This is a genomic window from Acidovorax sp. A1169 (assembly GCF_030704685.1).
Classification (GTDB): Bacteria; Pseudomonadota; Gammaproteobacteria; order Burkholderiales; family Burkholderiaceae_C; genus Acidovorax.
In genome coordinates this window covers 230507-242945 of sequence record NZ_JAUZDX010000007.1, presented here as the reverse complement: position 1 = coordinate 242945, position 12439 = coordinate 230507, and the positions used below count along the sequence as shown (strand labels likewise).

The 12439-nt window shown below is 68.5% G+C and carries 16 protein-coding genes; 11 read left to right on the top strand and 5 right to left on the bottom strand.

The window, feature by feature from the left end; translation table 11 throughout:
- Positions 1–110 precede the first annotated feature (110 nt).
- The 11 genes from dinG to QYL93_RS14390 all read left to right on the top strand — a co-directional run bounded on the left by dinG (position 111) and on the right by QYL93_RS14390 (position 8771).
- Positions 111–2273, top strand: coding sequence for an ATP-dependent DNA helicase DinG (dinG, locus tag QYL93_RS14440; RefSeq protein ID WP_305744279.1), 2163 nt, complete (start codon positions 111–113; stop codon positions 2271–2273).
- Positions 2274–2337: 64 nt separating this feature from the next.
- Positions 2338–2697 carry a zinc ribbon domain-containing protein YjdM gene (locus QYL93_RS14435; protein ID WP_305744278.1) on the top strand — a complete coding sequence of 120 codons (360 nt, stop codon included), beginning with the start codon at positions 2338–2340 and terminating at the stop codon, positions 2695–2697.
- A gap of 143 nt (positions 2698–2840) precedes the next feature.
- Positions 2841–3344 carry a pyridoxamine 5'-phosphate oxidase family protein gene (locus QYL93_RS14430; RefSeq protein ID WP_305744277.1) on the top strand — a complete coding sequence of 168 codons (504 nt, stop codon included), beginning with the start codon at positions 2841–2843 and terminating at the stop codon, positions 3342–3344.
- Between the two features lie 73 nt (positions 3345–3417).
- Positions 3418–3654, top strand: a complete 237-nt coding sequence (locus QYL93_RS14425) for a hypothetical protein (RefSeq protein WP_305744276.1) — start codon at positions 3418–3420, stop codon at positions 3652–3654.
- A 130-nt stretch (positions 3655–3784) separates the two neighbouring features.
- Positions 3785–4213 (top strand): CopG family transcriptional regulator, encoded by a 429-nt coding sequence (locus QYL93_RS14420; RefSeq protein WP_305744275.1) that lies wholly within the window; start codon positions 3785–3787, stop codon positions 4211–4213.
- Positions 4214–4393: 180 nt separating this feature from the next.
- Positions 4394–5629 carry a PHB depolymerase family esterase gene (locus QYL93_RS14415; RefSeq protein ID WP_305744274.1) on the top strand — a complete coding sequence of 412 codons (1236 nt, stop codon included), beginning with the start codon at positions 4394–4396 and terminating at the stop codon, positions 5627–5629.
- 96 nt (positions 5630–5725) lie between these two features.
- A complete protein-coding gene (locus tag QYL93_RS14410; RefSeq protein WP_305744273.1) occupies positions 5726–6493 on the top strand; it encodes a hypothetical protein in 768 nt (255 codons plus the stop codon).
- Positions 6494–6649: 156 nt separating this feature from the next.
- Positions 6650–7249 carry a DUF6151 family protein gene (locus tag QYL93_RS14405; protein WP_305744272.1) on the top strand — a complete coding sequence of 200 codons (600 nt, stop codon included), beginning with the start codon at positions 6650–6652 and terminating at the stop codon, positions 7247–7249.
- A 28-nt stretch (positions 7250–7277) separates the two neighbouring features.
- Complete coding sequence (locus tag QYL93_RS14400; RefSeq protein WP_305744271.1) at positions 7278–7907, top strand: PolC-type DNA polymerase III; 630 nt, start codon at positions 7278–7280, stop codon at positions 7905–7907.
- Positions 7908–8008: 101 nt separating this feature from the next.
- The gene (locus tag QYL93_RS14395) at positions 8009–8266 is read left to right on the top strand and encodes a DUF3297 family protein (protein ID WP_305744270.1); all 258 of its coding nucleotides are present in this window, start codon (positions 8009–8011) and stop codon (positions 8264–8266) included.
- Positions 8267–8285: 19 nt separating this feature from the next.
- Positions 8286–8771, top strand: coding sequence for a ribonuclease HI family protein (locus QYL93_RS14390; protein ID WP_305744269.1), 486 nt, complete (start codon positions 8286–8288; stop codon positions 8769–8771).
- 13 nt (positions 8772–8784) lie between these two features.
- On the opposite strand, the gene QYL93_RS14385 is transcribed toward QYL93_RS14390, so the two are convergent.
- From QYL93_RS14385 to QYL93_RS14365, 5 genes are all read right to left on the bottom strand, one after another.
- Positions 8785–9315, bottom strand: coding sequence for a GFA family protein (locus QYL93_RS14385; protein WP_305744268.1), 531 nt, complete (start codon positions 9313–9315; stop codon positions 8785–8787).
- A 63-nt stretch (positions 9316–9378) separates the two neighbouring features.
- Positions 9379–10671: an RNA polymerase sigma factor gene (locus QYL93_RS14380; protein ID WP_305744267.1), complete on the bottom strand. Its 1293-nt coding sequence runs from the start codon at positions 10669–10671 to the stop codon at positions 9379–9381.
- Positions 10672–10680: 9 nt separating this feature from the next.
- Positions 10681–11091 (bottom strand): VOC family protein, encoded by a 411-nt coding sequence (locus tag QYL93_RS14375; protein WP_305744266.1) that lies wholly within the window; start codon positions 11089–11091, stop codon positions 10681–10683.
- A 77-nt stretch (positions 11092–11168) separates the two neighbouring features.
- A complete protein-coding gene (locus QYL93_RS14370; protein ID WP_305744265.1) occupies positions 11169–11702 on the bottom strand; it encodes an SRPBCC family protein in 534 nt (177 codons plus the stop codon).
- 33 nt (positions 11703–11735) lie between these two features.
- Positions 11736–12152: a YciI family protein gene (locus QYL93_RS14365; protein ID WP_305744264.1), complete on the bottom strand. Its 417-nt coding sequence runs from the start codon at positions 12150–12152 to the stop codon at positions 11736–11738.
- Between the last annotated feature and the right edge of the window lie 287 nt (positions 12153–12439).

Sequence of the window (12439 nt, the reverse complement as noted above, 5' to 3'; positions counted from 1 at the left end):
TCGTAGGCATGCCCTGCAGCCTGCGGTGTAGGCCCACATCCCATGCGCGCGACAGGACGCACCACCCCCAAAACACTGTATGCCCAACCATGTGCCACACTCTCGTCCTTATGTCTTCAACCGAGTGGGCCCAAGCGGCCCTGCAGTCGTTCGATGCGGTGGTGCAGGCCACCCCGGGGTTCCGCAGCCGGGGTGGGCAGCGGCGCATGGCCGAGCAGGTGGCACAGACCTTCAGCCAGGCCACGCTGGGCAAGGTGGACGAGGAAGCGGGCGAGGCTGCGCCCACCCGTTCCATCGCCGTGATCCAGGCCGGCACGGGCGTGGGCAAGTCGCTGGCCTACTGCGCGCCCGCCATTGCCATGGCGCTGTCGCGGGGCACCCGGGTGCTGATATCCACCGCCACGGTGGCGCTGCAGGAGCAATTGGTCAACAAGGACCTGCCAGCACTGGCCTTGCTGCTACCCCAGCCCTTCAAGTTTGCGCTGGCCAAAGGACGGGGGCGCTACGTCTGCAAGCTCAAGCTCGACCGCCTGGCCGGCACCGGCGAGGCCGAGGAGGCGATGGACGACGACCTGTTTGCCGAGGAAGAGGCTGCGGCCCGCGCCAAGCGCCCGCGCCAGGAGACCGAGGCACGCATCCAGTTCTACTCGGCCATGTCGCAGACCCTGGGCAAGGGCGGATGGGACGGCGACCGTGACAGCCTGGACACGCCACCCGAGCCCGAGGTGTGGAGCGCCGTGGCGGCCGAGGGGGCCTCGTGCACCGGCAAGCACTGCCCCGCGTTCAGCCAGTGCACCTACTATGACAAGCGCAAGGAGCTGATCGGCGCCCAGGTGATCGTGGCCAACCATGACCTGCTGCTGTCGTCCCTGGGCGCGCGCGTGCTGCCCGAGCTGGACAACTGCCTGCTGGTGCTGGACGAGGCCCACCACCTGCCCGCAACGGCCCTCGACCAGTTCGCCTGCAGCATGGACCTGAGCCGCGTGACCTGGATCGAGCGCCTGGCCAGCCGCGGACTGCGCATCGGCGCGCTGCTGGAGGTGGAAGAAATCGCCGACATCCCCAAGCACTCGGGCCAGTTGCGCCAGACGCTGCAGGACCTGGCGCGCATCGTGATGGACGTTTACGGCCCGGCCCTCAAGAGCCAGAAGGACGCCTGGGGCCCGGCCCGCGTGCGCGTGCCGCGCGGTGTGCTGCCCGAGCAGCTGATCGCGCCGCTGGGCCTGCTGGCTGCCAGCGCCGATGGTTTTCTCGAAGCGCTGCGCGCCATTTCCAAGTCCCTGCGCGCCGAGATGCGCGACAAGCCCGACGAGGCGCGGCGCCTGTCCACCCTGTACGCGCAGATCGGCATGCTGGCGCCCCGGCTGGAAGAGCTGCACGCCACCGCCCAGCTGCTGCTGCAGGATGCACCCGAGGGCGCGGTGCCGGCGGCCAAGTGGTTCACGCTGGAGGTGGAGGGCGACTTCATCGTGGTCAAGGCGCATGCCAGCCCCATATTGCCCGGCACCACGCTGCGCAACCACCTGTGGAACGCGGTGCGCGGGGCGGTGCTGACCTCGGCCACGCTCACCAGCTGCGGGCACTTCGAGTTCTTCATGCGCGAGTCGGGCCTGCATGGCGATGCGGCCGCCACCACGCTGGAGGTGCCGAGCCCCTTCAACTACGCCGCCCAGGGCACGCTGATAGCGGCCGAGACGCACGCCGACCCCAAGAACGCAGCCGCCTTCACGGCGGAGATGGTGGACGCGCTGCTGTACGACATCGCCAATGTGGAATACGGCGCGTTGGTGCTGTTCACCTCGCGCGAGCAGATGCGCCAGGCCGTGGAGGCCCTGCCCACCGCCATGCGCAGCGTGGTGCTGGTGCAGAACGCGCTGCCGCGCACGCAACTGCTCAAGCGCCACCGCGAGCGCGTGGCCGAGGGGCAACCCTCGGTCATCTTCGGCATGCAGTCCTTCGGCGAGGGGCTGGACCTGCCGGGCCGGCTGTGCGAGTCGGTGTTCATCACCAAGCTGCCTTTCGCCCCGCCCGACGATCCGGTGGGCGAGGCCCGCGCGGAATGGCTGCGCGCCGTGGGGCGCGACCCTTTCAGCGAGCTCGTGGTTCCTGCCACCGCGATCCGTCTGGCCCAGTGGGTGGGCCGCGCCATCCGCACCGAGGAAGACCAGGCGCATGTGTACTGCTACGACAAGCGGCTCATGAACACCTCGTACGGGCAGCGCCTGCTCAAGGGGCTGCCGCCGTTTGCGCTGGAGCAGCGCAAACCGCGCTGAGCAGCGCCCCCCTTTGCCGCCATGCGGCTCCGACCCTCTCTCCATAAAAGAAAGAAAGCCTTCCATGACCCGCGCCATCCCCGCCTGCCCCCAATGCGGCCTGGAGAACACCTACCCCGATGGCAACGGCAGCTATGCCTGCCCCGACTGCAGTTTTGAATGGCCCATGGTGGCCGAGGCGGCAGAGGCCGACGAGGCCGGGGGCGACGGCACCGTGCGCGATGCCCATGGCAATCCGCTGGCCGACGGCGACGCGGTCATCCTGGTGAAGGACCTCAAGGTCAAGGGCTCATCATCCACCCTCAAGAAGGGCACCAAGATCAAGGGCATCCGCCTGATCGACGGTGCCGATGGCCACAACGTCGACTGCAAGACGGACCTGGGCAGCCTGTTGCTGAAGTCGGAGTTCCTGAAGAAGGCGTGATCGATTCCGGCTGAGGCGGAGCAATGCGAGGCGCTGCTGTCAGACAATGCCCTCCCCAAGCCGGGCCGGGGGACGACGCCCGCCACGCTCCATGCCGCCTACAGTGAATTTTTACCCATTCACCATCTGCCGGAGGCACCCCCATGGAACACGACACCCCTGCCCGCGAGACGCTGTGGAAGCTGATCAAGGACATCAAGTTCGGCATGCTCACGCACCGCCATGCCAATGGCATGCTGCACGCGCACCCGCTGACCACGCAGAACCGCAGCATCGACGAGCAGTCGCTCCTGTACTTCTTCATTCCGCGCAATGGCGAGCTCTATGGCCGCCTGCTGACCGATGGCCAGGTGAACGTGTCGTATGCCGACCCTGGCGATGACAGCTATGTATCCCTGTCGGGCCAGGCCACTTTCGTGGAAGACATGGCGAAGAAGGAAGCCCTTTGGTCGCCCATGGCCAAGGCCTGGTTTCCTGCGGGCCACACCGACCCCAACCTGGCGCTGCTGGCAGTGCGCGTCGGCCATGCCGAGTACTGGGACGTCAAGGAAAGCAAGATGGTGCAGCTGTACAAGATGGCCAAGGCCGCCATCACCGGCGAGCAGCCACGTGACCTGGGCGAGCACAAGGAACTGACGCTGTCCTGAGACAGCGCCGCGCATATCGCTGGTGCGCCCGCCTTGGGGCGCACCGTTCACTTCCGCACCACAGGAGATTGCCATGAGCAGCAAGGAAAACCAGACCGACGACGACCTGAATGCCGCCAGCGACGGCAGCGGCAAGGTGGCCAACGCCCACAACAGCGCAGGCGACAAGACCACGCAGATCAACCAGGGCCGCCGCACGCCAGAGAGCCGTGGTGACCGCGATACCCACCTGGGCAGCGGCAACCAGGGGCAATCGCGCCAGGGCGGGGCTGGCAGCAGCAGCGGTGGTGGGAGCCGCGGCGCGGGCTGACGCCGCGCACGGCCGCCACGCACCAGAAAGGGCCCTTGGGCTCTTTCTTTTTGATGGCCGGCCCTTGAAAACGCCGAAGAACCATCCATATACCATCCATACGGATGTCAAACGACGGCCAAGAGGCACTATGACCCCCACTTCCAACACTACCCTGGCCTTGCGCAGCAAGGTCCCCGATTCGGAAAAGATCACCATCAACCTCGGCTATGTGGACCTGGGGCACATCGATCTGCTTGTATCGGAGGGCTTCTACGCCAACCGCACGGATTTCATCCGCACCGCCATCCGCAACCAGCTGAGCACCCAGAACGATGAGGTGCGCCAGGTGGTGGCACGCAAGATGCTCGTGCTGGGACTGCAGCGCTTTGGCCGCACCGACCTGGAGGCCGTGCAGGCCGCAGGCCAGAGGCTGGAGATCCGCGTGCTGGGCCTGGCCAGCATCGAGGACGACGTGCCGCCCGCGCTGGCGCAGGCGACGATCGCCTCGGTCACCGTGCTGGGGGCTTTCCACGCCAGCCCGGCAGTGAAGGCGGCACTGGCGGGCCGCATCGGCTGAGACAAGCGCCTACCGTGGCGGGTGCCCAGCGCACCACAACGGCGATTTCTTTCATCTTCCATTCCAGACCGGCCCTTTCGAGCGGCGGCATTCCGAGACAAAAACCGACGGCACCAGCCGCCCAGGGGCGGCCGTGCCATGAACGGCGCACGCCCTACCAGCTCACCCAAGGACCTTCCCATGGACTGGAACCACAATCTCAAGCAACTCCTCGGCAACGCCACCGACCTGGTGCGCAAAGGCCAGTTGGCCGATGCCACCCGCGCCATCCAGCAGGCCCTGGGCGGAATACCCGCCACCGCGGGCGCGGCAAGCGCCACAGCGCCCCATGCCGGTGCCACCGGCACCTTGCGCGAAGGCCGGGCAGCAATGCCCGCGTCCAGCCCAGCCGGTACAGGCTGGCGCAATGGCTTTGCGCAGGCCGATGTCGAAGACGCCGTGGTGATCGACCTGCCGGACGACACGCCTGCCCGCAGCCAGCCCTCCCCGGCCACGGGCCCCGCGAGCGCCCGGACCGCTGGCGCGCAGGCGCCCGGCAGCTTCACCCGGATGGCCTTTGCGCTGGCTGGCGCCCCGCAGGACCATTACTACCTGTATGTGCCGCCCGGAGCCGACACCGGTGCCCCCATGCCCCTGGTGCTCATGCTGCATGGCTGCACCCAGGACCCCGAGGACTTCGCCACCGGCACGGGCATGAACGGCGCGGCGGCAGCAGCCCATGCCCTGGTGCTCTATCCCGCCCAGTCCGGCAGTGCCAACCCCAAGGCCTGCTGGAACTGGTTCCGGCCACAGGACCAGCGGCGCGGCGGCGGCGAGCCGGCCACGCTGGTGGCCATGGTGCGCGAGGTGATGGCACGCCACCCGGTGGACGGTAACCGCGTCTATGTGGCGGGCCTCTCGGCCGGTGGCGCCATGGCGGCCCTGCTGGCGCGCGAATACCCCGACCTGTTTGCCGCCGTGGGCGTGCATTCGGGCCTGTCGGCTGGCGCGGCGCAGAACGTGATGGCGGCGCTCTCGGCGATGAAGACCGGCGCCAAGGCCGCCAGCACCAGCCCGTTCGCGACGACCACGCCCCCCGTCATCCAGCTGGGCACGGCGCTGCCCCTGATCGTCTTCCATGGCGACGCCGATGCCACCGTGCATGCCCGCAATGGCGAGCAACTGGTGGAGGCGGCGCTGGACGCCGCCGAGAGCGAGGTACGCCCTGCGGTGACCACCGGCCGGTCGGCCCACGGCCAGGGCTATACGCGCACCCTGTACCAGAGCGGCGGCGCCACGCTGGCAGAGCACTGGGTGCTGCACGGTGGCGGCCACGCCTGGGCCGGCGGCGATGCGCGCGGCAGCCATACCGATCCCCGGGGCGTGTCGGCCACCGAGGAGATGCTGCGCTTCTTCCTCGCACACCCCCGCTGTTGACCCCCGGCCACGCGCCACCATAATTTGCCCCCGGGGCACCACGCACCGTCCTATTCATTCCAACAGCAAGGTGCGGTACCTGGAGGGAAATTCACCGTGGAAAACGTCTACATCACCATCGCGGGACTGGTGGCCATCGGGCTGGTCGTCTACTTTGTGCGGCGCGCCAGGCGCCAGGACAACACCCGCACCGACCTGAAGATCACCGGAGTGCGCATTGACCCGCCCTCGGGCTGTGTGCTGCAGGCCAACACCCCCATCACCGCGACGCTGGACTACCGTTACTCGGCGCCCCGCGAGCCGCTGTATGTCTGGGTGAAGATCCTCGACGCCACCTACGACTCGGTCTACGAGGGTTCGCACGACCGCATGGAGCCCGGCACGGGCCGGATCAGCCGTTCGGTGCACCTGACGCAAGCGGGCAGCGTGCGCGAGCTGTTCATCGTGGCCAAGAACCAGGACTTCGTGGAAGTCTTCAACCAGGCGCTGGCGGTGGACTTCACCTACGAGCAGACCGAGGTCGACGAAGAGTGGATGAACGACGGCAAGGGGTCGGAGATCACCGGCATCACCCTGTCCATCCCGTCGCCGGCCGTGGTGAAGGCCGGCACCCGCATCGGCGTGGACATCGCCTATGCGATCAACACCGAGGAGGGCCTGGACATCTGGGCCATCCCTGAGACGCAGGCCAACATGACCTACGAGGGCACCACGGGCAGGCAGGCGGGTACGGGGGTCGTGCCCAGGCACTTCACCGTGATCGACCCGGGCCAGCTGGGCAGCCTGCGGCTGGTGATGAAGAATGCCGCCAGCCAGACGGTGTACGAACGCACCGTGCCGGTGGACTACACCTACACGGCTTAGCCCCGCGGCTGGGGTCCGCACCGCATCCACCCCAAGCTCGAAAAGCGTGTCCTGGGTTCGCGTTGCCCACGAGCACCCACAGGTTCGGATGCCACCGGGTTCGGTTTATCCTGCAGGCCCACGCGACCCCACCCGCATCTTCAGGACTCCCCATCCATGCCCTCCAGCCATCCCCTCCAATGCCGCTGCGGCCAGGTCCGCGGGCTCGTCCAGCCCACCGCGCCCGCGACCCGCTGCGTCTGCTACTGCCGAGACTGCCGGGCGTTTGCGCGCCACCTGGGGGCACAGGCCGACGTGCTGGACGCGTTCGGCGGTTCCGAGGTCATCCAGGTGCCTGCAGCGAACGTCACCTTCACCCAGGGCCAGGAGTCGCTGGCCTGCCTGCGCCTGACGGACAAGGGCATGCTGCGCTGGTATGCCGCGTGCTGCAACACGCCCATCGGCAACACCATGGCCGACCGACGCATGGGGTTCACCGGCCTGGTCCACACCAGCCTGCGTGGCGCATCGCTGGACGCCAGCTTCGGCCCGGTGACCATGCGCACCCAGGTCAAGAGTGCACTGGGCGCGCCCGGTTTCGGCAGCTCGGGCGAGCTGGCGGGCATTGCGCGCATGCTGGGCCTCGTTGCCAAAGCGCTGCTCACGGGCACCTACCGCAAATCGCCGTTCTTCGACGCCAAGACCGGTGCGCCCGTGGCGGTACCGGTGGTGCTGTCGGCGGCCGAACTCGCCGCCGCGCACAATGACGGCCCCTGAGGCACTGCCGCCCGCCACCCGACCCGCCATGCATCCCATCGCCGTCATCGACTTTGAAACCACGGGCATTTCGCCCGGCCAGGGCGCTCGCGCGACCGAGGTGGCCATCGTGCTGCTGGAGGGCGGTCGCGTGGTGGACCGCTTCCAAAGCCTGATGAAGACCGGCGCCTGGATCCCTGCCTTCATCACCCAGCTCACGGGCATCACCAATGCCATGGTGAACGCCGCGCCCGAGGCCGCCGGCGTGATGCAGGAGGCCGCCCGCTTCGTGGGCGACGCGCCCATGGTGGCGCACAACGCCGCGTTCGACAGCAAGTTCTGGCAGGCCGAACTGGCGCTGGCGGGCGTGGCCGCGCCGCACCCGTTCGCCTGCACGGTGCTGCTCTCGCGCCGCCTGTACCCGCAGGCGCCGAGCCACAAACTGGGCACGCTGGTGAACTACCACGGCCTGCCGCGCACGGGCCAGGCCCACCGGGCCCTGGCCGATGCCGAGATGGCTGCCGAGCTGCTGGCGCGCATGCAGCACGACCTGCGCCAGCGCTGGGGCGTGGCCGAGCCCGGCCATGCGCTGCTGATGGCGCTGCAGCGCTGCGCCAAGCCCGGTATCGGCAAGCTGCTCGCACAGCATGGCAAGCCTGTGGTCCCGCTGACCTGCTGACCGATCTCCCTGCCCGCAACCCTTGTTTGCTGGCACGGGCATGCGGCGAATCGCCGAAAATGCGCGGTTGCCTTCTTGAACCGATTCACACCATTTTTCCCATGACCGATACCACCCAAGCCCAACCGTTGCCCGACCACCTGTCCGTCGACCCGCGCAGCCCGCACCATGTCGCGGCCGTTTTCGAGCACGACATCGGCATCCGCTTCAATGGCAAGGACCGCACCGATGTGCAGGAGTACTGCGTCAGCGAAGGCTGGGTGAAGGTGCCCGCCGGCAAGACGCTGGACCGCAAGGGCCAGCCGCTGATGATCAAGCTCAAGGGCACGGTGGAAGCCTTCTACCGCCAGCCTGAGTGAACCGTCTTCCATCGGCTCCATGGACGGGACAGCGCCCTGGGTCATCCACTGCGATGGCAGCGCCATTCCCAACCCGGGCCGCATGGGCCTGGGCGCGCTGCTGGTAGCGCCCGATGGCACGCGCCACACGCTGTCGCAGGCCACGCATGCCACGGGATGCAACAACGAGGCCGAACTGGGCGCACTGGTGATGGCCTTGAACGAGGCGCGGGCCCACGGCGCCCGCGCATTGCAGGTCTACAGCGACAGCAGCATTCTGGTGGAGCAACTCGGCGGGCTTGCCAGGCCATGCATTGAACGCCTGGAGCCGCTGTACGCCGCTGCGCGCATCCTGCTCGAGAGCTTCGGTGAAGTACAGCTGCAGTGGATTCCCCGCCATCGCAATGGCGAGGCCGATGCCCTGGCGCGCGCGGCATTGGGTGCGCCACCCAAACCTTCCGTGCACCCCTCCCTGCGGGGCCTGCCGCGCAAGAAGCGCAGGAGCCCGTCGCCGCTGCCGGGCTGACCCTGGCCGGCGTTCACGACGGCTCGAAGCCCATCGCAGCCCGGTAGGCCGCGATCTTGGGCAACAGCACCTGGCGGCGCGCCAGGCTCTGGGGCGGCCAATGCGCTTCGCGTTCATAGTATTCGGGAACCACAGCCGCGCCTTGCGGCAGCACCACCCAGGGCTGCTTGGCGAGGGTGAAGATGTGGATGTCCGGCGGCAGATGGTCGGGCGCATCGAGCGTGCCCACGCGCACGAAGGACACCAGCGGGCCCGCGCCCGCGTAGTGGCTCCACACGGCCACATGGCAGTGCGGGCAGCGCGCGATCTTCTGGCCCAGGCCGCTTTCCGAAGGGGTGTCGACCAGCACCGGCGGGCCGCCCAGCAGGCGGATGCGGTCAGCCTCGATCATGGCGTTCAGCGCGAAGGAAGCCCCGCTCTCGCGCTGGCACCAGCGGCAGTGGCAGCAGTGCACGAACAGGGGTGCCGTTTCCATGCGGTAGCGCACGTGGTGGCAGTCGCAACCGCCTTCGAGCGGGAATGGGGGCGTGGACGGGAAATGCATGGCGATCACTCCGTGGAGGGCCGCACGTTACGGCAAAAGCCACACCCTGTCACTCCCGTCCTGTCACGCGCCGCAATCAGCCGCGCGGGCCCGCAGCAGGGCGTGTTCCTGCGCATTGCGCGTGAGGCTGGCGGCCAGCTCGAACTGCGCACGCGCCTCGCCATTGCGGCCCAGCTTGGCCAGCAGGTCGCCGCGCACGCTGGGCAGCCAGTGGTAGTCGCGCAGGGCGGGGTCGGCGCCCAGTGCATCGACCAGCACCAGAGCGGCGGCGGGGCCATCGGCCATGCCCACGGCCACGGCGCGGTTCAGCGCCACGACGGGCGAGGGCGCAACCTGCAGCAGCGCGTCGTACAGTGCCACGATGTGCTGCCAGTCGGTGTCTTCGGCGCGGCGCGCACGCGCATGGCAGGCCGCGATGGCGCCCTGCAGCGCGTAGGGCCCCCAGGGGTGGCCGGCGCGGGCCAGTTGCTCGGCCCGGTCGAGCGCGGCCAGGCCGCGGCGCACCAGCAGGGGGTCCCAGCGTGCGCGGTCCTGGTCCAGGAGCAGCACGGGGCGGCCCTCGGCATCGGTGCGCGCAGGCAGGCGCGAGGCCTGGATCTCCAGCAGCGCCACCAGCCCCTGCACCTCGGGCTCGTCGGGCGTGAGGCCGGCGAGCACGCGCACCAGGCGCAAGGCCTCGTCGCACAGGGCCGGGCGCATCCAGTCGTCGCCCGCGGTGGCGGCGTAGCCTTCATTGAAGACCAGGTAGATCACTTCGAGCACCGAGGCCAGGCGCGGCGCGCGCTCGGCCGCGCCGGGCACCTCGAAGGGCACGTGCGCGGCCGTGAGGCTGCGCTTGGCGCGCACGATGCGCTGGGCCAGCGTGGCCTCGGGCACCAGGAAGGCGCGCGCGATCTCCACGGTGGACAGGCCGCCCAGCAGCCGCAGCGTGAGGGCCACGCGCGCCTCGGTCGACAGCACGGGGTGGCAGGCGGTGAAGATCAGGCGAAGCAGGTCGTCGCCGATATCGTCCTGGCGCGCCGCGTCGAGGGCATCGACAAAATCCGGGGTGTACTGGGCCTCCAGCGCTTCCATGTCATGCCCCAGGGCCTCGTGCTCGCGCGCCTGCATGGCCTGCTGGCGCAGGTGGTCCAGGGCGCGGTTGCGGGCGGTGGTCATGAGCCAGGCAGCAGGGTTGTCAGGCAGACCGGTGGCGGGCCAGTGCTCCAGGGCGGAGACCAGCGCGTCCTGCGCCAGCTCTTCGGCCCGGCCCACGTCGCGTGTCATGCGCGCCACGCGGGCAATGATGCGGGCGGCCTCGATGCGCCATACCGATTCGATGGTGCGGTGCAGGGCATCAGGGCTGGGGACGCTCATGGGCCGTTCTCAGCCCAGGGCCTTGCTGGCATCGACCATGTAGGCGAACTCCCAGGTGTGGCCATCGAGGTCGTCGAAGCCATGGGCGTACATGAAGCCATGGTCCTGCGGCGGGCGCGGCGAGGTGGCACCGGCGGCCACGGCCTTGGCGACCAGGGTGTCGATCTCTTCGCGGCTCTGGGCCGACAGGCAGACCAGCACCTCGGAGGTCTTCCTCGCATCGGCCACGGCCTTGTCGGTGAAGGTCTTGTAGAAAGACTCGACGAGCAGCATCACGAAGAGGTTCTCGCCCAGCACCAGGCAGGCGCCCTGCTCGCTGGTGAACTGCGGATTGAAGTCGTAGCCCAGCGCGCGGAAAAAGGCCTGCGAGCGGCCCATGTCCTGGATGGGCAGGTTGACGAAGATCATCTGGTGTTGCATGGCAGTCTCCAAAGGTGGTGGAACGATAAGGGATAAGGGTCGGGGAAAACAGGGGGTGATGCGAAAGCCGGGCAGGATCACTTGGCGGCCTCGGCCGCGAGGAAGCCCAGGCCGTCCTCGAAGTCCTTACCGACCATGCGGTCCATGTTGAAGAACAGGTGCATGAGCTTGGCCAGGTAGGGCACGGGGCCGTGCATGGCCCACGTGACGCGGGTGGCCTGGGCGCTGCCACCCTCGGGCTGGAGCGTGAAGTCCACGCGGTTGTGGGCCTCGAACGGGGCGACGAAGTCGAGCTTCATGCCCACGTGGGAGGGCGCCGTGGCCTCGGTGATCTCCATGCTGCCTGTGCCCACCTTGTCGCCCTGCCAGGCATAGCGCGCGCCGGGGCCGAAGGTGGCGGTGCTGTACTCGCCCTTGGCGGCCGGGTCCTTGCGCTCGTAGGGGTTCCAGGTGTTGAAGCGGCGCAGGTCCTGGATCAGGCCGAACACGCGCTCGGGCGGGGCCTCGATCACGCGACTGCGCTCCACGCGGAACGTATCGGGGCGGGTGGCCGCATAGGCCAGCAGCAGGGCAAGGGCGACCAGCACGACGAAAGCAATGGTCTTGATCATGGTGAATCCTGGAGTGGTAGTGGGAAATCGGGGTCAGCCGCGCGCGCCTTCAATGTCGCGAAAGCGCTGGACGCCTTCGCCCGGTGCAAAGTCATCGAGCTCGAAGACCGGGCGCACTTCGATCTCGGCGTCGAGCCCCTCGCCACGCGGGTTGGGAAAACGGCGCGCCCATTCCATGGCCTCGTCGCGCGAGCGCACCTGGATCAGCGTGTAGCCGGCGATCAGCTCCTTGGTCTCGGTGAAGGGCCCGTCGACCACGGTGCGCTTGCCGCTGCTGCCATAGCGCACGCGCCAGCCCTGGGCACTGGCCTTGAGGCCCACGCCATCGAGCAGCACGCCCGCCCGCGACAGCTCCTCGTGGTAGGCGCCCATGGTGGCCAGCATCTCCTCACCGGGCAGCACGCCGGCTTCGCTCTCGGGGCTGGCCTTGACCAGAATCATGAATCGCATGGCAGATCTCCTGTGTGTGGAAGTCGCTGTGCAGGGGGATGGAAATTCCCTGCGCTCATCGTCCACGACGGACGGGCAGCCATGAAATCGACGTGGGTTCTGCAAATCGAGGGTTTCTACTAAGAAAACTGTGCGCGCACCAATGAGTGCAGCCCATGCTGGGGCCGGCGTGGGCTGATTGCGGGGGGACCGCAGCGCTCAGCCCTTGGCCGCCGGGTTCCGCGCCATCCCCGTGCAGACCCGCCTGCCCGAGCTGACCATCAGCGCCATCACCCGAAAGGGTGCGC